Here is a 19,268-nt window from a genome sequence, read left to right on the forward strand (position 1 = left end):
CTTATGCGGGGGCCGGTCACATCTCCCGGCGGCCCTCCAGGGCCCGCATGAGGGTGGCGTCGTCGGCGTACTCCAGGTGGCTGCCCACCGGGATGCCGTAGGCCAGACGGGTGATCTTCACCCCGAAGGGGCGCAGCAGGCGGGAGAGGTACATGGCGGTGGCCTCTCCCTCGGTGTCCGGGTTGGTGGCCATGATGACCTCGCTGACGCCGCCGGCGGCCACCCGGCCCACCAGCTCCTTGACGTGCAGGTCGTCCGGCCCCACGTGGTTCATGGGGGAGATGACGCCGTGGAGCACGTGGTAGAGCCCGGGGTACTCCCGGGAGCGCTCCATGGCCACCACGTCCTTGGGGTCGGCCACCACGCAGATGAGGGAGGTGTCCCGCTTGGGGTCCTGGCAGATGGGGCACAGCCCGTCCCCCTCCGAGAAGTTCTGGCACACGGGGCAGCAGTGGATGGCGGCCTTGGCCCCCACGATGGCGTCGGCAAAGGCGGCGGCGTCCTCCTCCGGCAGGGAGAGCACGTAGAAGGCCAGCCGCTGGGCGGTCTTGGCCCCGATGCCGGGCAGGCGGGCGAACTGCTCCACCAGCCGCTCCAGGGCGGGCGGGAAGTACTGCATGCCTTACGCCTCCCGCAGCGCGGCGATGGCCGCGGCCGGGTCGGCCGCGCCGTACACCGCCGAGCCCGCCACCAGGGTGTCGGCACCGGCGGCAATGACCTTGCCGGCGGTCTTGGGGCTGACGCCGCCGTCCACCTCCAGCCGGCAGGCGGGGTTGTACTGGTTGATCAGCTCCCGTACCTGGCGGATGGTGTCCAGCTGGTGCTCCATAAAGGCCTGGCCGCCGAAGCCGGGCTCCACCGTCATCACCAGCACCATGTCCAGCTGCTCCAGGTAGGGCAGCACGGCGCTGGCGGCGGTGATGGGCCGCAGGGCCACCGCCTTCTGCACGCCGCACTGCTCCATCAGGCGCAGGGCCTCGGCGATGCGGGTGGGGTGGTCGGCCTCCAGGTGGACGGACAGAAGGTCCGCCCCCGCCTTGGCAAAGGCCTCCACGTAGCGCACGGGCTTGTCGATCATCAGGTGGACGTCCAGGAACATGTCGGTGCACTTGCGGATGGACTGCACCACCGGTACGCCGATGGTGATGTTGGGCACGAAGCAGCCGTCCATCACATCCACGTGGAGCCAGTCGGCGGAGGACACCCGCTGGATGTCACGCTCCAGGTTGACAAAATCGGCCGAGAGAATGGAGGGGGCGATTTTAACCATCTTTTATCACTCCTTAAGGAAACCTTCAAACATCTGTGGTAGCATGGACCACAGCCGGCACGCACCGGCCGGGGCGGGGGCACATAAGATACACCAAGCGGATGACGCCCGGGGCCCCGCCGGTCCTCCCCACGCGCCCACGGGCTGCCGGACCGGCGGCCCATGCCCCGGAAACCGCGCGCCGCATCAGATAGTGTCCGGGAGGGCCAAGGCTCTCCCGGACACGCATGGTAAATCAGTTGTAGAAGTCGTTGGTGTGGCACTCCCGGGCGGGATACCCGGCGGCGCACATGGCGTCCAGAATGGCCCGCTTGTGGGTGTGGCCGAAGGCCTCCAGCGTGACCCGCAGCTCCACGCCGCTCTGGCGGTTGATGTTGACGAACTGGTTGTGCTCCAGCTTGATGATGTTGCCGTTGGCCTGGGCCACGATCTGGGCCACCCGCAGCAGCTCGCCGGGGCGGTCGGGCAGCTGCACCGAGAAGGTGAACACACGACCCCGGTTGATGAGCCCATGCTGCACCAGGCTGGCCACGGTGATCACGTCCATGTTGCCTCCGGAGAGGACAGGCACCACGTTCTTGCCCTTGCAGTCCAGGTGGCTCAGGGCCGCCATGGGCAGCAGTCCGGCGTTCTCCACGATCATCTTGTGCTTTTCCATCATGTCCAGGAAGGCGTCCACCAGCTCGTTGTCGTCGATGGTGATGATGTCGTCGATGTTCTGCTGGATGTAGGGGAAGATCTGGTCGCCGGGGGTCTTGACGGCCACGCCGTCGGCGATGGTCTCCACCTTGTCCAGGGTGACCACGTGGCCGGCCTCCAGGCTGGCCTTCATGGAGGCCGCCCCGGTGGGCTCCACGCCGATGACGGTGACGTTGGGGTTGAGCAGCTTGGCCAGGGTGGACACGCCGGTGGCCAGTCCGCCGCCGCCGATGGGCACCAGAATCACGTCCACGTCGGGCAGGTCCTGGAAGATCTCATAGGAGATGGTGCCCTGGCCGGTGGCGATGGCAGGGTCATTGAAGGGGTGGACGTAGGTCAGCCCCTCCTCCTCGGACAGCTTGGCGGCCAGCTCGGCGGCGTCGTCAAAGGTCTCGCCGTGGAGCACCACCTTGGCGCCGTAGTCCTTGGTGTTGTTCACCTTCACCAGGGGGGTGGTGGTGGGCATGACGATGGTGGCGGCCACGCCGGCCTGCTGGGCGGCATAGGCCACGCCCTGGGCGTGGTTGCCGGCCGAGGCGGTGACCAGGCCCCGGGCCTTCTCCTCCTCGGACAGGGTGCTGATCTTATAGTAGGCGCCCCGGATCTTGTACGCGCCGGTGATCTGCATGTTTTCCGGCTTGATGTACACGTGGTTGCCGGTGGCCTTGGAAAAGGCGGGGCTGTAGAGCAGGCTGGTGTCCCGGATGACGCCGGAGAGCACGCTGCGGGCCTCTTTGAATTCCTTCAGGGTGAGCATGGGGCAGACTTCCTCTCTATATATAGGCGATATATGTACTTTATCATACTGAGTTTTTTGGACAAAGTCAACGTGTTCTTGACACCCCGGAGGAGGAAAGGTACAATGAGAGAAACCAAGGACAGTGCGTATGACCGGCCCGGCGCGTCCGGACCGGAGATGGAATATAAGGGAGGAACGATACGATGAGCGATTCTATGGACTTCACCCCTGAGCTGACGCTGAGTCCCGATCTGAGCAAGGATACCGCCGCGGCGGAAGCGCCCCGCGCGCCCGAGGCTCCGGGCCTGACCCTGGGCACGCCGGCGGCCGACCCCGCTTTGCAGGAGCAGGCCCAGGCCATCCAGCTGGACGAGAGCCAGCTGTCCGAGGCCGAGCGCAAGATGGTGGACGATTTTGCCAAGAAGATCGACATCATGGACTCCAACGTGGTGCTGCAGTACGGCGCGGCGGCCCAGAAGAACATCGCCGGCTTTTCCGAGAGCACCCTCAACTCGGTGCGCACCAAGGACCTGGGCGAAGTGGGACAGGCCCTGTCCTCCCTGGTGGTGGAGCTCAAGGGCTTCGGCAAGGAAGAGGAGAAGGGCGTGTTCGGCTTCTTCAAGAAGAAGCGCAACGAGCTGGAGGCCATGAAGGCCTCCTACACCAAGGCCGAGGCCAATGTGGACAAGATTGTCCAGGTGCTGGAGGGCCACCAGGTGACCCTGATGAAGGACATCGCCATGCTGGACCAGATGTACGAGCTCAACACCAAGTATTACAAAGAGCTGACCATGTACATCCTGGCGGGCAAGAAGCGCCTGATGCAGGTGCGCACGGAGGATCTGGAGCGGCTGCGGGCCCGGGCGGCCCAGACCGGCGCCCAGGAGGACGCCCAGGCCTACAACGACCTGGCCAACATGGTCTCCCGGTTTGAGAAGAAGATCCACGACCTGGAGCTGACACGGATGATCTCCATCCAGATGGGCCCCCAGACCCGCCTGATCCAGAACAACGACACCCTGATGCTGGAGAAGATCCAGTCCTCCCTGGTGAACACCATCCCGCTGTGGAAGAGCCAGATGGTGCTGGCCCTGGGGCTGGAGCACTCCCGCCAGGCCACCGCCGCCCAGAGCGCGGTGACCAACATGACCAACGAGCTGCTGAAGAAGAACGCCGACATGCTGAAGATGGGCACCATCGAGACCGCCCGGGAGGCCGAGCGCAGCGTGGTGGACATCCAGACCCTGCAGCATACCAACGAGCAGCTCATCTCCACCTTGGATGAGGTCATGAACATCCAGAAGGAGGGCGCCCAGAAGCGCCGGGAGGCCGAGGTGGAGCTGGGCCGCATCGAGGGCCAGCTGAAGCAGAAGCTGCTGGAACTGCGGGGCTGAGGTGTCCGACAGCCCAACCGAAACGGGCTGCGGGGCTGAGCCCGCGGCATATAGAAACGAATAAGGGGAAGAAACGATGGGATATAACCGAGTGGAATCCAAGCGCCTGGCGCGCCAGGCCATACGGGGCGTGAGCCCCCACCCGATGCTGGTCACGCTGGTGTATGTGCTGCTGACCGGTGTGCTTTCCTATGTGATCGCCTATTTTGTCTCCAACCCGTTTAACATGGCCTACCTCTATCTGCTGGACGGGGTGTACGCCCCGGAGCAGATCTATCGGACCATCTTTACCCCCGGCCGGGTGGGCCTGTTCCTGCTGATGGAGATCCTGCTGACCCTGTACCAGTGGGTGATGGCCTTCGGCTACACCTCCTACGCCCTGCGCCTGGCCCGGGGGGAGGGCCCCGGCTTCCGTAACCTGCTGGACGGCTTCGCGGTGCTGGGCCGGTCCATCCTGGTGAGCCTGCTGGTGTGGCTGTTCACCGTCCTGTGGTCCCTGCTGGGCATGATCCCCTATGTGCTCCTGGTGATGCTGGGCGTGCTGCTGAACAGCTTTTTCCCGGTGGTCCTGGGCATCATCGTGCTGGTGGTGTGGGTCGTGGTGGTCTCCTACCGCTACCGGCTGAGCCTCTACTTCGCCCTGGACAATCCCCAGATGGGGGCTCTGGAGACGCTGCGGCAGAGCAAGCTGGCCATGCAGGGCTGCAAGCGGATCCTGTTTGTGCAGGACCTGTCCTTCCTGGGATGGGAGATCCTCTCCATATTCACCCTGGGCATCCTGGGCCTGTGGGTGATCCCCTACGCGAGCGCCGCCGACGCCAACTTCTACGACTGGATGGTCCACGGCTCCTTCACCACCCCCGGCGGGTATGAGAGCCAGTATGGCCAGGACCCCTTCCGCAAGGACGACCTTTCCGATTACTGAGTCAAACCCATAAAACGCGGGCCCCGGAGTAATTCCGGGGCCCGCGTTTTGTTATGCCTTGTTCCGGCTGGTCACCCGCTTGATGACCTTCAGCCGGGCGAATTCCTCCCGCTCCTTTTCCTCCAGCGCGTCAGTGATGAAGCGCACGGTGCCGTCCAGGTCGGGGATGACGATGTTCTGCAGGGCGTTGGCCCGCTTCTGGGTCTTGCGGATGGCGTCGGCCAGGCGGTAGATGGAGGTCTCCACCTCGGCCAGCCGGCGGGTCAGCTCCTTGACCTTGTAGAACTTCAGGTAGCACTCGTCCAGGGCGGAGGAGGTCTCCGCCAGGCCGTATTCCGGCCGGGGGGGCGGGGACTGGCCGGGGATGCGGGGCAGCTCCACCCCCATGACGGAGCGGTAGCGGATCTCCAGCGAGTCGTCCACCTCCACCGCCTCGGCAATGCGGTCGCAGATGCCCAGGCGGATGTTGGCCGCCTGGAGGGCGGCGTAGGCGTCGGTAAAGACGGTGTCGATCTGTTCCTGCAGCTGCTTGGCGGTGTCCATCATGCCCATCAGCTCCCGGATGAGGATGTTGCGCTTGCGGTCCATCAGCTCGTAGCCGGTCTGGGCCAGCGCCCGGGAGCGCTTGGCGGCGATCAGGTTGCCCTTGGTGGGCAGCAGGTTGGCCATGGCTCTTCAGCTCCTTTCCCGCCGGGCCGGCTCAGGCCTGCTTGTGGTGGAACAGGTCCTTCCAGGCCCCCTCCACATAGTGGGCGTCGATGGTCTTGGCGTCGATGCGGTCCAGCTCCGACTTGGGCAGCATGCTCAGCAGCTTCCAGCCCAGCTCCAGCGTGTCCTGGATGGTGCGGTTCTCCACCAGACTCTGGTTGATGAAGCGGCTTTCAAAGGCGTTGCCGAAGGCCAGGTACTGTTTGTCCAGCTCACCCAGCTCGTCCTCGCCGATGACGCTGGCCAGGCTGCGGGCGTCCTGCACCTTGGAGTAGGAGGCGAACAGCTGGTTGGACACGTCGTAGTGGTCGGCCCGGGTGAAGCCCTCGCCGATGCCGTCCTTCATCAGGCGGGACAGGGAGGGGAGGATGGCGATGGGGGGATAGATGCCCTTCTGCTCCAGGTCCCGGTCCAGCACGATCTGACCCTCGGTGATGTAGCCGGTCAGGTCGGGGATGGGGTGGGTGATGTCGTCGTTGGGCATGGTGAGCACCGGCACCTGGGTAACCGAGCCGCTGCGGCCGTGGATCATGCCGGCCCGCTCGTAGAGGGAGGCCAGGTCGGAGTACAGGTAGGCGGGGAAGCCCTTGCGGGAGGGGATCTCACCCTTGGAGGAGGAGAACTCGCGCAGGGCCTCGCAGTAGGAGGTCATGTCGGTGAGGACCACCAGCACGTGGTAGCCGTGCTCGAAGGCCAGAAACTCCGCCGCCGTCAGGGCGCAGCGGGGGGTGAGGATGCGCTCGATGATGGGGTCGGAGGCCAGGTTGAGGAACATGGTGACCCGGCTGAGGGCGCCCGCCTCCTCAAAGGAGCGGCGGAAGAACTCCGCGGTGTCGTTCTTGACGCCCATGGCGGCAAAGACGATGGCGAACTCGCCGTCCTGATCGGGGACCTTGGCCTGGCGCACGATCTGGGCGGCCAGCTCGTTGTGCTTCATGCCCGAGCCGGAGAAGATGGGCAGCTTCTGCCCCCGGATGAGGGTGGAGCAGCCGTCGATGGCGGAGATGCCGGTGTAGATGCAGCTGCGGGGGTATTTGCGGGAGACGGGGTTGATGGCCGAGCCGTTGATGTCCCGCCGCTCCTCGGGGTAGATCTGCCCCAGCCCGTCGATGGGGCGGCCCGCCCCGTCGAACACCCGGCCCAGCATCTCCTTGGACAGGGCGATGTCCATGGACTTGCCGGTGAAGTGGGTGCTGGCGTTTTCCAGGGAGATGCCCCGGGTGCCCTCAAAGACCTGCAGGACCACCCGGTCCCCGTCGATGAGGATGACCCGCCCGTAGCGGCGCTCGCCGCTGTCCAGGGTGATCTCGGCCATCTCGTCGAAGGCCACGTCCTTGACCCCCTCCAGGGCGATGAGGGAGCCGGAGAGCTCCGAAAGGCCGATGTATTCCAGTCTCATGTCTGTGATTCACCTCGCTGCGCGCGCATTACCGGTTGGCCTCGTTGACCTGGCGCAGAGCTGCGTCGATGGCCTGGTCGTAAGCGGCGAATTTCTCCTGTTGGTCGTTGGGGACCTCGTATTTCATCTTGGCCAGGGACTCGAAAATGCCGGTGGCCTTCAGCTGGGACAGGGGGATGGCCCGGGAGACGATGTCCTTGGCCCCGGCGTAGAGCTTGAGGATGAGCTGCATCATCTTCAGCTGCTTGTCCAGAGGCACGTAGGTGTCGATGGCGTGGTAGGCGTTCTGCTGCAGAAAGCCCACCCGGATGAGCTTGGCGGTCTCGATGATGAGCTTTTGATCCTCGGGCAGCACGTCGGCGCCGATGAGCTTGACGATCTCCATCAGCTCCGACTCCTTGAGCAGCAGGTGGGAGAGCTGGTGCCGGGCGGGGACGAATTCCGGCCCCACGTGCTCGTCGTACCAGGGGCGCAGGTCGTCGGCGTACTCGGAATAGGAGGTCAGCCAGTTGATAGAGGGGAAGTGGCGGGCGTAGGCCAGGGCACGGTCCAGGCCCCAGAAGGTGCGCACATAGCGCTTGGTGTTCTGGGTGACCGGCTCGGAAAAGTCGCCGCCCTGGGGGGACACCGCGCCGATGACGGTGACCGAGCCCTCCTTGCCCTCCAGGGTGCGGACGTAGCCCGCCCGCTCGTAGAACTCCGCCAGCCGGGAGGCCAGATAGGCGGGGAAGCCCTCCTCGGCGGGCATCTCCTCCAGCCGGCCGGAGATCTCACGCAGGGCCTCGGCCCAGCGGGAGGTGGAGTCGGCCATGAGGGCCACGTGGTAGCCCATGTCCCGGTAATATTCCGCAATGGTCATGCCGGTGTACACCGACGCCTCGCGGGCGGCCACCGGCATGTTGGAGGTGTTGGCGATGAGGATAGTCCGGTTCATCAGCGGCTGCTGGCTCTTGGGGTCCAGCAGCTCGGAGAACTCCTCCAGGGCCTGGGTCATCTCGTTGCCGCGCTCGCCGCAGCCCAGGTAGACGATGATGTCCGCGTCCGACCACTTGGCCAGCTGGTGCTGGGTCATGGTCTTGCCCGCGCCGAAGGGGCCGGGGATGGCGGCGGCGCCCCCCTTGCCGATGGGGAAGAGGGTGTCGATGATCCGCTGGCCGGTGACCAGGGGCCGGTCGATGGGCAGGCGCTCGGCCATGGGCCGGGCGGTGCGGATGGGCCAGCGCTGGGCCAGCTTCAGGGTGTGGGTGCGGCCGTGGTCGTCGGTGAGCTCCACCAGCGGCTCGGTGACGGTGTGGGGCCCGGGCTGGGCCACCGCGGTGACCGAGCCGGACAGCCCGGCGGGGACCAGGCAGCGGTGGACGATCAGCGGGGTCTCCGGGCAGGAGGCGTACAGCGTGCCCGGGCTCACCCGGTCCCCCACCTTGACGTGGAGGGTGACCTCCCACTGCCTGGACTCGTCCAGGGAGGGCAGGTTCAGCCCCCGGCGGATGAAGGGACCGCTCAGGTCCTGGACCACCTTCAGGGGGCGGGCGATGCCGTCGAAAATATTGGTCAGCAGGCCGGGGCCCAGGGTGATGGCCATGGGGGCTCCCTGGCTCACCACCGGCTGGCCGGGCTTGAGCCCGGCGGTGTCCTCATAGACCTGGACGGTGGCGGCGTCCCGGTCGACGCTGACCACCTCGCCGATCAGGCCCTCCTCGCCCACGTGGACCATGTCCATCATGGCCAGGCCCCGGTCGCCGGTGACCTTGACCACCGGGCCGTTGATGCCGTGGATGGTATAGCGGGGTTGGTTCATCGTAGTGGCGCCATCCTTTCTCATTCGTCGGACAGAGACAGCCCGAACAGTTCTGCAAAATGGCCGGACAGGTCGCCGGCGGCGCTGTCAAAGGAGGAGTCCACCCGCAGGCCCAGGGCGTGGGATTCGGCGATGAGCCCGCCCATGCGGAACTCCCCCTCCCGGAAGTGCAGCGGCACCCCCGGCGCGGCGGCCGACAGGGCCGCCTGATACCCCATGTCGTCGGGGCGGAGGGTGACCAGCACGTCCTGGGCCCCCTCCAGCTGCTCCAGCGCCTGGCGCAGCAGTTCCTCCAGCCGCCGGCCGTAGGCCGGGGTGCGGGTGAAGGCGGCGATCTTGGCCCGCACCAGGGCAAAGACCTCCTGGGCCATCTCGCTGCGGCGCAGGTAGAGGGCCTTCTTGTTCTCCAGCATGTGGCGGGAGACCGTGCGGCCCGCCTCGGCCTGGATGCGGGAGACCTCCTCGTGAATGTATTCGTAGGCGTCCTTGAGGGCCTCGCTCTCCGCCTCCTGGAACCGCTGGTCCCGGCGGCGGCGCACCTCCTCCATGGCCCGCTTGCTCTCGGCGGAGGCCTCCGCCAGGATCTTGGCGGTGAAGCGGTCCAGTTTCTGGTTCATATCAGGCATGGTAAACCTCCCTGCCGGGCCATCAGAGCTTGATGCCGATGGCCTCGCGGATATAGCGTGTGATGGAGTCGGGCGCCCGGCCGGCGCTGTGCCGGTCGGGGATCTCCACCACCAGGGGCCGTTTGCCGGTAAGCTTCAGCGGGGCGATGACGTCCCGGCACAGGCCGGCCAGATGTTCCGTGATGAGCAGCACGGCGATCTCCGGGTCGTCGGCGGCGGTTTGGATGGCGGCGCGGGCCAGCGCCTCCTCCCGGACCACCACGCCCTCGATCCCCGCCAGGCGCAGCCCCACCTGGGTGTCCGTGCTGTCGGTGATGACAAAGTATTTCATAGATAGCCTCACAGTCCTTCCGCCCCGGCGGAAGTCAGATGGAACGGCGGATCACACGAACAGCAGCAGCAGGGCCACGATCAGGCCGTACAGGGCCACGCCTTCGGCCAGGCCCACGAAGATCAGGGCCTTACCGAAGGCCTTGTCGTTCTCCGAGATGGCGCCCAGGGCGGCCGAGGCGGAGGAGGCCACGGCGATGCCGCCGCCGATGCCGCTCAGGCCCACGGCCAGGGCGGCGCCCACGTACTTGAGGCCCTCGGCGATGCCGCCGGCGGCCGCGGCGGCCTCAGCCCCGGCAGCGGAGGCGCTGCCGCCGATGCCCACCACGCTGGCCAGCACCAGGAAGGCGAAGAAGGAGGCGATGTTGGCCCCCAGGGCGCGCTTGGCCTTGCGGCCGGTGTACTTGCGGATGCCGATGAGGAACAGGGGGGAGAAGACCGCAAAGGCGGCGAACAGCAGGACGATGAATTTCAGCATGATTGATTGACCTCCTCAGGTTGTTCAGTTGATGCGGGTGGCATAGTCGATCTTTTTGGGGGTAAAGGGGATGCCGCCGTCGTCGTAGAAGCGGCCGAAGAGCTCGTAAAATTCCAGACGGAGTACCTGGATGCCCACCAGCAGGCCCTCAAAGCCCATGACGAAGGCGTTGCCCAGCACCAGGATGAGGATGCCCACCGGGCCGCCCACGCCGCCGGCCAGCTCGGCCAGCATGTGGACCACCAGCATCAGGCCCACGTGGGTGATGGCGTAGGCGCCCACGCGCATGAAGGACAGGGTGTTGGTCAGGTAGCTCAGCAGGGTTTCAAACAGCTCGAACACGCCGGTGCCCAGCACCTCGCCGGGGGAGAAGCGCTTCCAGTCCGGATCGCCGGCCAGCAGGTGGGACAGCGGCTCCCGCAGGAGCATGAGCACCAGGGGCAGGATCAGCACCGGCAGCACGTAGGCCGGCACGAAGAGGTTGACGCCGAAGGCCAGGGTGGCCACCGCGGCAAAGAGCAGCCCGGCGTAAAAGACGATGCCGGCCACGCCGTTGGGCCCGAAGAGGATCTTTTCGTAATTTTTCTGCCGGATGCCGTTGAGGATGTTGATGACCATCACCAGCAGCAGCATGAACACGCCCAGGCAGATGGACATCACCAGCAGCAGCAGCACGTTGCTCACCACGCCCAGCCCGGCAAAGGTGGTCTCCTCCATGATCTTGAACCCGGGCAGCAGCTCTTCAAAGCCGAAGACCGAGCCGTAGACGCACCCGAACAGCGCGCCGGACAGGCCGCAGCAGGTGATGATGCCGCCCAGCCACATGCGCTTCCACCGGGAGAGCACCAGCCCGATGAGGGCCAGGCACAGCCCCTGGCCCAGATCGCCGAACATGATGCCGAAGAACAGGCAGTAGGTGAGGGCCATGAAGAGGGAGGGGTCCTTCTCGTTGTAGGCGGGCAGGCCGTACATCTCCAGGAAGGGCTGGAACACCCGGCCCAGGAAGGAGTTTTTCAGCTTGGTGGGGGGCTTGACGTGGTGTACGTCGTCGGCGGTGTCGGCCACGCAGGAGAGGTTGGGGAAGCCGGCCAGCTTGCCCTCGATCTCGGGCAGGTCGGCCGCCGGGACCCAGCCGGTGAGGTAGAAGGTCCCCCGGCTGCGGCAGGCGTACCGCCGCAGGTCGCAGCACTCGCTGTGCCAGCGCAGGCAGGAGTAGGCCGAGAGGATCTTCTCCCGCTCCTGCTCCCGCAGGGCGTTGGCCTGTTCCTCCAGCTGGGCCAGGGCGGCGCGGGTCTCGCTGGCCTGGGCCTCCAGCTGGGCGATGGCGGTGTCCACCGTGCCGTGGGGCGGGTCCTCCAGGCGGATGCGGTGGAAGTGCAGGGAGTTGAGCAGGGAGTCCACCTTGTGGTGGGCGTCCTTGGTGGTGAAGTAGACCCCGTAGACCCGGCGGGAGCCCACCATGGTGGGCACGAAGAAGAGGTCCTCCTCGTCGTTGAAGGTCTCACGGAAGCTGTCGTAGGTCTCCCGGGGGAGATAGCCGTAGCGGAAGCGGGCGTAATCCATGCCCATCAGCTCGTCCAGGCTGACGTTGAGGCCGCGCAGGTTTTGCAGCCGCTCCTTGGTGCCGTGGATCTCGTCGGCCTTGTGCTCCAGCTCCTCCCGCCGGGCGGAGAGCTGGCTGACGCGCTGGGACAGCCCGTCGAAATAGGCGCTGAGCTGTTCGCTCTGGGTGTCTGGGTCAAAGGGGGCGTATGCCAGGGGGATACCCGCCTCATCGGCCACCTCCACCGAGCGGTGGAGAAGGGCGCGGTAGGGGTTTTCCGGCTCCAGGGGGCGCAGGCCCTTGACGCTCTTGAGCAGGGTTATGGCCTGTTCCGGGTGAAACTCCTGATCGATGACGCAGGCGCGGACCACATCGTCGAACCGCTCCAGCGGGCCGGCGATGGTCAGCAGCTTCATCGGGACAACGGACATCGCGGTAGCTCCTTCCTCAGATGGACGGCGGGGTCATTCCCCCACCAGATCTGCAAATTCCTTGTTGTAGGGCACGCCGTACTTCACCGACTCGATCACGTTGACCAGCACCGAGGTCTCCAGATCCTTCAGCTCCAGATAGGCCATGGCGGTGTAGACCGACGGGGGCACGCTGGCCAGCTGGCGCTTGTTGAAGCGGTAGATGGCGCGCAGGTAGTATTCCTCCACCTCGTCCACATGCACGTTCTCGAAGCAGTCCCGGTAGGGGGAGTCCCGCAGCAGGGCGAACACCCCCTCGGCGCCGGGGGCGGCGCAGAGGCTGCGGGTGAACTCCGGATTGAGCCGGTAGTGGAAGGGGAAGAGGATGCGCAGGTAGGTGTCCGGCTCGGTCTGGGGGAAATAGGTCTTGAGCCGGAGCACGTGGATGATGTTCAACAGGTCGATCTGCTCCCCCAGGGCCCGCAGCAGGACCTTCTGAGTATGGCCCCGGTACTGCTGGCGGACGATGCGGTAAAAGTAGGCGTAATAGGCCGTGCGCAGCAGGGCCTCGGTGAGGGTGTAGTCGGGCACCTCCCCCTCCCGGGCGGGGCGCAGCTGCTGGAGCACCGGGGCGTAGATGGTGTCCCGGGCGGCCTGGAGCAGCTGGTCGTAGCTGGTGCAGGCGGCGGTGGCGGCCTCGTCCAGCCGGCCGTGGAGCAGGATGGCGTGGGCCGGTGGGGCGGGGAGGGCGTATTTGCCCGACTTGAGCCGGCGCAGGGCGTTGAGGATGGCGGTGCGCTCGGCCGCGCGCACCCGGAACTGCATCAGGGGCTTGTCCGTGCGGGGGACGTAGTAGCACAGGCTCTGGTACTCCAGGCGCAACTCCTCCTGCAGGGCGGACTCCACCTCGATGCGCCCCACATACCCCCAGCTGCCCGGCGGGATAAGGGCCAGAGCACGGCTCCACCCCGGGTGCTGGCGCAGGTATTCCAGGATCTCCGCCTCATTGCGCAGCCCGGCCAGATGGGCAAAATCAGCCGCGCGCAGGCGTTTGCCGTACAGCGCGCGGACTTTGGCCGAGAGCGCCCCGTAGGTCATCTCCGCCCCCATCACGGCTGTACGCCCACGATCATGGAGAACAGGGTGTCCACCCAGCGCTCCTTATTCTTTTCGTAAGAGGACTCCACCGCCCGCATCACGTTGTCCAGCCGCTGGTCCAGTTTTTCCAGGGCCTCCTGGGCGGCGCGCTCCTCCGTGTGCTGGACGGTTTCCAGGCGGTTGCGGGCCCGGTCCATGTAGCTCTCCCGCATGGCGGCCACGTCCCGCTCCAGATCGGCCTGGGCCTGTTCCCGGCGCTCCCGGGCCTCCTCGGCCAGGGCCTTGGCGCCCTGTTCGGCGGCCATGATCTGGCTGACCATCTCGGCATAGTCCATATCGCTTACACCTCCGTTGTCATTGGCTTGGAAGAGAATGGGCATGTTTTTATTATCATACCATGGGGCGCAGGATAATTCCACAAGAAATTGATACAGTCAACAAAAATCTTTTTGCACAGCGTACAAAGCGGCCACCGCCGGGCGGCGCGGATGTGGATGGACTATTGTAATCCGGGAAAGGGGCGTATATAATAAATCCAATCATACGTTTCCGGCGATTCCGGAGACCGGTAGAGATAGGAGGAAGCATTATGACGAAGCTGCTCCGGCTTTTGGAGGGGGACTGCACCCTGACCCCCGAACAGCTTGCATCCATGACCGGCATGACCGTGGAAGAAGTCCAGGCTGCCGTGCGCCGTTATGAAGAAGAGAAGGTCATTCTGGGCTACCAGGCCATCGTGGACTGGGACCGCACCGACCGGGAGGCGGTGACCGCCCTGATCGAGGTAAAGGTGACCCCCCAGCGCGGGGAGGGCTTCGACCGGGTGGCCGAGCGCATCTACCAGTATGACGAGGTGGAGAGCGTCTACCTCATGAGCGGCGCGTTCGATCTGACGGTCATCATCTCGGGCCGCACCCTGAAAGAGGTGGCCCAGTTTGTGGGGGAGCGCCTGTCCACCCTGGAGGACGTGACGGGCACCGCCACCCATTTCATCCTGCATAAATATAAGGAGAAGCACCTGATCTTTGAAAAGCAGGAGCAGCAGGCGAAGGAGTGGATTTTCTCATGAATTACGACGAAATACTCTGCCGGCGCATCCAGCAGGTCCAGCCCTCTGGCATCCGGCGTTTTTTTGACATCCTGGAGGAGATGAAGGACGCCATCTCCCTGGGCGTGGGCGAGCCCGATTTCGTCACCCCCTGGCACATCCGGGATGCGGGCATCTACTCCCTGGAGAAGGGCTTTACCAAATACACCTCCAACGCCGGTATGGCCGAGCTGCGCCGGGAGATCGCGGCCTATCTGGAGCGCCGGTTCGATTTGCGGTATGACTTTGCCCGGCAGATCATTGTGACGGTGGGCGGCAGCGAGGCCATCGACCTGGCCATGCGCTGCCTGCTCAACCCCGGCGACGAGGTCATCATCCCCGTGCCCTCCTTTGTGTGCTACGGGCCGCTGGCCTCCATGGCGGGGGGCACCCCGGTGTATGTGGAGCTCAAGGCGGAGAACGAGTTCCGCCTCACCCCCGAGCAGCTCCGCGCCGCCATCACCCCCCGCACCAAGATCCTGGTGCTCCCCTTCCCCTCCAACCCCACCGGCGGCATCATGGAGCGCGCCGACCTGGAGGCCATTGCCGACGTGCTGCGGGGCACCGACATCATGGTGCTCTCCGACGAGATCTACGCCGAGCTGACCTACGGCCAGCACCACGTGTCCATGGCCAACCTGCCCGACATGTATGAGCGCACCCTGGTGGTCAACGGCTTCTCCAAGAGCCACGCCATGACGGGCTGGCGCATGGGCTACCTCTGCGGGCCGGCCCCCCTGATCCAGCAGATGCTCAAGCTGCATCAGTTCGGCATCATGTCCGCCCCCACCATCAGCCAGTACGCTGCCATCGAGGCCATGCGCAACGGCGACGGGGACATCGAGAAGATGCGCGATGAGTACGACGGCCGCCGCCGCTATCTGGTGGAAGGGCTGCGGCGCATCGGCCTGCCCTGCTTTGAGCCCAAGGGCGCCTTCTACGTCTTCCCCGACATCCGCAGCACCGGGCTGAGCTCGGACGAGTTCTGCGAGCGGTTTTTGATGGAGGAGAAGGTGGCGGTCATCTCGGGCGCCGCCTTCGGCCCGGGGGGCGAGGGCTTTGTGCGCTGCTGCTACGCCACCAGCATGAAGGACATCGCCGAGGCCCTGACCCGTATGGACAACTTCCTGACCAACCTGCGCAAGAAGCAGGGCCGGCAGGACTGAGCGCCGGAAGGCGCCGCGAAAGGAGGAGCGGAGCATGTACATCACCTGTCTGGATATGGAGGGGGTCCTGGTCCCCGAGATCTGGATCGCCTTTGCCGAGGCCGCCGGCATCCCGGAGCTCAAGCGCACCACCCGGGACGAGCCGGACTACGACAAACTCATGCGTTTCCGCCTGGACATCCTGAAGGAGCACGGCCTGGGCCTGAAGGAGATCCAGCGGACCATCGAAGGCATCGACCCGCTGCCCGGGGCCAGGGAATTCCTGGACGAGCTGCGGTCCTTCACCCAGGTCATCATCCTCAGCGATACCTTTGAGCAGTTCGCCCAGCCCCTGATGAAAAAGCTGAACTGGCCCACCCTGTTCTGCAACACCCTGGAGGTGGCGGGCGACGGGACCATCACCGGCTTTCAGATGCGCTGTCCCCAGTCCAAGCTCACCACGGTGAAGGCCCTGCAGAGCATCGGCTACGAGACCATTGCCGCCGGGGACAGCTTCAACGATCTGGGCATGATTCAGGCCAGCAAGGCGGGCTTCCTGTTCAAGAGCACCGAGCAGATCAAGGCCGATCATCCCGAGCTGCCCGCCTATGAGCGATTCCCCGACCTGCTGGCCGCCATCCGCGGCGCCATGGTCTGATTTCAGTCCGGAAGTGAGTGAGGAACATGCTGCGGCAATTTGACAGTTTGCCTTTCCGCCCCGCCGATATCCTGCTGCCCCAGCACTGCGAGTACCGCAAGTGGTCCGTGGTGGCCTGCGACCAGTATACCTCGCAGCCGGAATATTGGCAGCGTGTGGAGGAATATGTGGGCTCCGCCCCCTCCGCCCTGCGGCTCATCCTGCCGGAGAGCTGCCTGGACGGCCCCAATGTGGAGACCGACATTATGGAGGTCAACAACACCATGACCCGCTATCTGCGGGAGGACCGGTTCAAGAGTCTGCCCGGGGCGCTCATCTACGTGGAGCGCCGGCTGGACAGCGGCAAGGTGCGCCGGGGCCTGGTGGGCATGGTGGACCTGGAGCAGTACGACTACGAGCGGGGGGCCACCTCCCTGGTGCGGGCCACCGAGGGCACCGTGCTCGCCCGCATCCCGCCCCGGGTGGCGGTGCGCAAGAACGCCCCGCTGGAGCTGCCCCACGCCATGCTGCTGACCGACGACCCGGAGCGGACCGTCATCGAGCCGCTGGAAGGGCGCAAGGACCGGATGGAGCTGCTCTATGACTTCGATCTGATGGAGCGGGGCGGCCACATCACCGGCTGGAAGCTGGACGAGGAGGGGATGGCCCATGTGGCCGCCGCCCTGTCCGCCCTGGCCGACCCGGCCGCCTTCCGGAAGAAGTACGGGGCGGACAGCGGGGAGGTGCTCCTCTTCGCCGTAGGGGACGGCAACCACTCCCTGGCCACCGCCAAGGAGTGCTACGAGCGGCAGAAGCGCCTCACCCCGCCGGAGCACTGGGCCAATCTGCCCGCCCGGTACGCCCTGTGCGAGCTGGTGAACCTCCACGACGACTCCCTGGAGTTCGAGCCCATCCACCGGGTGGTCTTTGGTGTGGACCCCCAGGGACTGCTCCAGGCGCTGCTGGCCGCCTTCCCCGGCGCCCGGCCGGGTGAGGGGGAGGGCCAGGTGCTCCGCTTCGTCTACCGGGACGGAGCCGGGTCCATCACCGTGCCCCACCCCGCCGCCCGGCTGGAAGTGGGCACCCTGCAGGGGTTCCTGGACGGGTATGTGAAGGAGCACGGCGGGCGCATCGACTACATCCACGGCGCGGACGTGGCCCGGTCCCTGGCCGCCCGGCCGGGCAACCTGGCCTTCCTGCTGCCCGCCATGGACAAGGACCAGCTCTTCCCCACCGTGATCCAGGACGGGGCCCTGCCCCGCAAGACCTTCTCCATGGGGGAGGCTCACGACAAGCGCTTCTATCTGGAAGCCCGGAAGATCCGATAAAGGAGTGGCCGCCATGCCCATTCTGGAGATGCAGGCATATGCCAAACTGAATCTGTCCCTGGACGTGCTGGACCGGCGCAGCGACGGCTACCACAACATGCGCATGGTGATGCAGACGGTGAGCCTGTGCGACGACCTGCGCCTGGAGACCGGCACCGGCGAACCCCTGCGGATGCAGAGCAGCCTGGGCTTTCTGCCCGCCGACGAGCACAACCTGGCCGCCGCCGCGGCCCTGCGGCTGTGCGAGGCAACGGGGGCCGACTGCGGGGGGCTGAGCATCCAGCTGGACAAGCGTATCCCGGTGTGCGCCGGCCTGGCCGGCGGCAGCGCCGACGCCGCGGCGGTGCTGCGGGGGCTCAACAGCCTGCTGGGACTGGACCTGCCGCCGGAGCGGCTGGAGGAGATCGGGGCCGCTGTGGGCTCCGACGTGCCCTACTGCGTCCGGGGGGGCACCGTCCTGGCCGAGGGGCGGGGCGAAGTGCTCACCGACCTGCCGCCCCTGCCGGCGTGCAGCGTGGTGGTGTGCAAGCCGGCCTTTTCGGTGCCCACGCCCGAGCTGTTTGCCCGGCTGGACGGGGTGCGCATCCGCCGCCGTCCCGACACCGCGGGGCTCACCGCCGCCCTGGCGGCGGGGGACCTGGCCGGCGTGGCCCGGCGGATGTACAACGTGTTCGAGGACGCCCTGCCCACCCGGCGTCGGGGGGAGATCGAGGCCATCAAGAACACCATGATCCAGCAGGGGGCCCTGGGGGCCTGCATGAGCGGCACAGGCTCGGCGGTATTCGGCCTGTTCGCCGGGGAGGCGGAGGCCCGGGAGGCCTGCGCCGTCCTGGCGGAGAGCTGGCCCAGCGTGTTTTTGGCCCGCCCGGTGGAAAAACTGGTATAAAAAGGAACATCACCGTCCACAATGTAGGCACTACATTGTGGACGGTGATTCTTTATGGTAAAAGGGAAAACGCTGCACCGCTGGGAGCTGGCCCTGCTGCTGGGCGTGGCCTGCGCGGCGCTGCTGGGGGTGTGGCTGGACGGGAGCCAGGCGGCGCTGGCCGACCAGGTGATCCGCCTGCACGTGCTGGCCAACTCCGACCGGGAGGAGGACCAGGCCCTCAAGCTCCAGGTGCGGGACCGGGTGCTGGAGCAGGCGGAGGCCTATTTTGTCCCCGGGGCCACCCTGGAGCAGACCGAGCAGACCCTGTCGGCCCACCTGGAGGAGCTGGCCCGGGCGGGGGCGGAGGTGGTGGCCGAGGCCGGCTATTCCTACCCGGTGACCGCCTCCCTGGAGCACGACTACTGGTTCCCCACCAAGACCTATTCCGACTTCGCCCTGCCCGCGGGGGCCTACACCGCCCTGCGCATCGAGATCGGGGAGGGAGGCGGACAGAACTGGTGGTGCGTGGTCTTCCCGCCCCTGTGCCTGGGCTCGGTGACCGAGACCACGGAGCAGACCGCCCTGGACGCCGGGATGGACGCGGAAGAGGTCTCCCTCATCACCGGGGAGGATGAGGGCTACGTGGTCAAATTCAAGGCCATTGAGATCATCGAGGGGCTGAAAGCCCGTTTTGCGGGAAATTGATGGAACGGAAACGTCTGGACAAGGGAGACGCGTCCTGCTACAATAAAGCAAACGGATCAGTTTGCGCAGGACGGAGGGATG

20 protein-coding genes are annotated in these 19,268 nt (G+C 66.0%); 8 read left to right on the forward strand and 12 right to left on the reverse strand.

What is annotated here, in order from left to right; all coding sequences use genetic code 11:
- Nucleotides 1-16: 16 nt before the first annotated feature.
- The 3 genes from recR to ilvA all read right to left on the reverse strand — a co-directional run bounded on the left by recR (nt 17) and on the right by ilvA (nt 2,726).
- The gene (gene recR, locus WMO45_RS11705) at nt 17-619 is read right to left on the reverse strand and encodes a recombination mediator RecR (protein WP_349140968.1); all 603 of its coding nucleotides are present in this window, start codon (nt 617-619) and stop codon (nt 17-19) included.
- Nucleotides 620-622: 3 nt separating this feature from the next.
- On the reverse strand, nt 623-1,270 hold the full coding sequence (gene rpe, locus WMO45_RS11710; protein ID WP_349140969.1) for a ribulose-phosphate 3-epimerase: 648 nt from the start codon (nt 1,268-1,270) through the stop codon (nt 623-625).
- 235 nt (nt 1,271-1,505) lie between these two features.
- Nucleotides 1,506-2,726 carry a threonine ammonia-lyase gene (gene ilvA / locus WMO45_RS11715; protein ID WP_349140970.1) on the reverse strand — a complete coding sequence of 407 codons (1,221 nt, stop codon included), beginning with the start codon at nt 2,724-2,726 and terminating at the stop codon, nt 1,506-1,508.
- 185 nt (nt 2,727-2,911) lie between these two features.
- Here ilvA and WMO45_RS11720 point away from each other — a divergent pair, with 185 nt between their 5' ends.
- Together WMO45_RS11720 and WMO45_RS11725 are read left to right on the forward strand one after the other, a co-directional pair.
- Nucleotides 2,912-4,102: a toxic anion resistance protein gene (locus tag WMO45_RS11720; protein WP_349140971.1), complete on the forward strand. Its 1,191-nt coding sequence runs from the start codon at nt 2,912-2,914 to the stop codon at nt 4,100-4,102.
- Nucleotides 4,103-4,178: 76 nt separating this feature from the next.
- Nucleotides 4,179-5,027 carry a DUF975 family protein gene (locus tag WMO45_RS11725; protein ID WP_349140972.1) on the forward strand — a complete coding sequence of 283 codons (849 nt, stop codon included), beginning with the start codon at nt 4,179-4,181 and terminating at the stop codon, nt 5,025-5,027.
- A gap of 51 nt (nt 5,028-5,078) precedes the next feature.
- Here WMO45_RS11725 and WMO45_RS11730 read toward each other — a convergent pair whose 3' ends face one another.
- Genes WMO45_RS11730 through WMO45_RS11770 form a run of 9 tightly spaced genes read right to left on the reverse strand, consistent with a single transcriptional unit; the run spans nt 5,079 to nt 13,752 of the window.
- A complete protein-coding gene (locus WMO45_RS11730) occupies nt 5,079-5,696 on the reverse strand; it encodes a V-type ATP synthase subunit D (protein ID WP_349140973.1) in 618 nt (205 codons plus the stop codon).
- A gap of 31 nt (nt 5,697-5,727) precedes the next feature.
- Nucleotides 5,728-7,134, reverse strand: a complete 1,407-nt coding sequence (locus tag WMO45_RS11735; protein WP_349140974.1) for a V-type ATP synthase subunit B — start codon at nt 7,132-7,134, stop codon at nt 5,728-5,730.
- A 28-nt stretch (nt 7,135-7,162) separates the two neighbouring features.
- Nucleotides 7,163-8,932, reverse strand: coding sequence for a V-type ATP synthase subunit A (locus WMO45_RS11740; protein WP_349140975.1), 1,770 nt, complete (start codon nt 8,930-8,932; stop codon nt 7,163-7,165).
- 20 nt (nt 8,933-8,952) lie between these two features.
- Entirely contained in the window at nt 8,953-9,558 is a 606-nt protein-coding gene (locus tag WMO45_RS11745; RefSeq protein ID WP_349140976.1) for a V-type ATP synthase subunit E, read from the reverse strand.
- Between the two features lie 22 nt (nt 9,559-9,580).
- On the reverse strand, nt 9,581-9,889 hold the full coding sequence (locus WMO45_RS11750) for a V-type ATP synthase subunit F (RefSeq protein WP_349140977.1): 309 nt from the start codon (nt 9,887-9,889) through the stop codon (nt 9,581-9,583).
- Nucleotides 9,890-9,940: 51 nt separating this feature from the next.
- Nucleotides 9,941-10,366, reverse strand: a complete 426-nt coding sequence (locus tag WMO45_RS11755) for an ATP synthase subunit C (protein WP_349140978.1) — start codon at nt 10,364-10,366, stop codon at nt 9,941-9,943.
- A 24-nt stretch (nt 10,367-10,390) separates the two neighbouring features.
- Complete coding sequence (locus tag WMO45_RS11760) at nt 10,391-12,340, reverse strand: V-type ATP synthase subunit I (RefSeq protein WP_349140980.1); 1,950 nt, start codon at nt 12,338-12,340, stop codon at nt 10,391-10,393.
- Nucleotides 12,341-12,373: 33 nt separating this feature from the next.
- Nucleotides 12,374-13,417, reverse strand: coding sequence for a V0D/AC39 family V-type ATPase subunit (locus tag WMO45_RS11765; protein WP_349140981.1), 1,044 nt, complete (start codon nt 13,415-13,417; stop codon nt 12,374-12,376).
- An 11-nt stretch (nt 13,418-13,428) separates the two neighbouring features.
- Nucleotides 13,429-13,752, reverse strand: coding sequence for a hypothetical protein (locus WMO45_RS11770; RefSeq protein WP_349140982.1), 324 nt, complete (start codon nt 13,750-13,752; stop codon nt 13,429-13,431).
- A 254-nt stretch (nt 13,753-14,006) separates the two neighbouring features.
- Here WMO45_RS11770 and WMO45_RS11775 point away from each other — a divergent pair, with 254 nt between their 5' ends.
- The 6 genes from WMO45_RS11775 to WMO45_RS11800 are packed head-to-tail and all read left to right on the forward strand — an operon-like array spanning nt 14,007 to nt 19,187.
- On the forward strand, nt 14,007-14,486 hold the full coding sequence (locus tag WMO45_RS11775) for an Lrp/AsnC family transcriptional regulator (RefSeq protein ID WP_349140983.1): 480 nt from the start codon (nt 14,007-14,009) through the stop codon (nt 14,484-14,486).
- Nucleotides 14,483-15,670, forward strand: a complete 1,188-nt coding sequence (locus WMO45_RS11780; RefSeq protein WP_349140984.1) for an aminotransferase class I/II-fold pyridoxal phosphate-dependent enzyme — start codon at nt 14,483-14,485, stop codon at nt 15,668-15,670. The genes WMO45_RS11775 and WMO45_RS11780 overlap by 4 nt, the downstream gene beginning before the upstream one ends.
- Before the next feature lie 34 nt (nt 15,671-15,704).
- Nucleotides 15,705-16,307, forward strand: coding sequence for a bifunctional phosphoserine phosphatase/homoserine phosphotransferase ThrH (gene thrH / locus WMO45_RS11785; protein WP_349140985.1), 603 nt, complete (start codon nt 15,705-15,707; stop codon nt 16,305-16,307).
- Between the two features lie 26 nt (nt 16,308-16,333).
- Nucleotides 16,334-17,614 carry a DUF1015 domain-containing protein gene (locus tag WMO45_RS11790; RefSeq protein ID WP_349140986.1) on the forward strand — a complete coding sequence of 427 codons (1,281 nt, stop codon included), beginning with the start codon at nt 16,334-16,336 and terminating at the stop codon, nt 17,612-17,614.
- Between the two features lie 13 nt (nt 17,615-17,627).
- Nucleotides 17,628-18,500 (forward strand): 4-(cytidine 5'-diphospho)-2-C-methyl-D-erythritol kinase, encoded by an 873-nt coding sequence (gene ispE, locus WMO45_RS11795; protein WP_349140987.1) that lies wholly within the window; start codon nt 17,628-17,630, stop codon nt 18,498-18,500.
- Between the two features lie 54 nt (nt 18,501-18,554).
- Nucleotides 18,555-19,187, forward strand: a complete 633-nt coding sequence (locus WMO45_RS11800; RefSeq protein ID WP_349140988.1) for a stage II sporulation protein R — start codon at nt 18,555-18,557, stop codon at nt 19,185-19,187.
- The last annotated feature ends 81 nt before the right edge of the window (nt 19,188-19,268 follow it).

The organism is Flavonifractor hominis, assembly GCF_040095835.1.
Taxonomy (GTDB): Bacteria; Bacillota; Clostridia; order Oscillospirales; family Oscillospiraceae; genus Flavonifractor; species Flavonifractor hominis.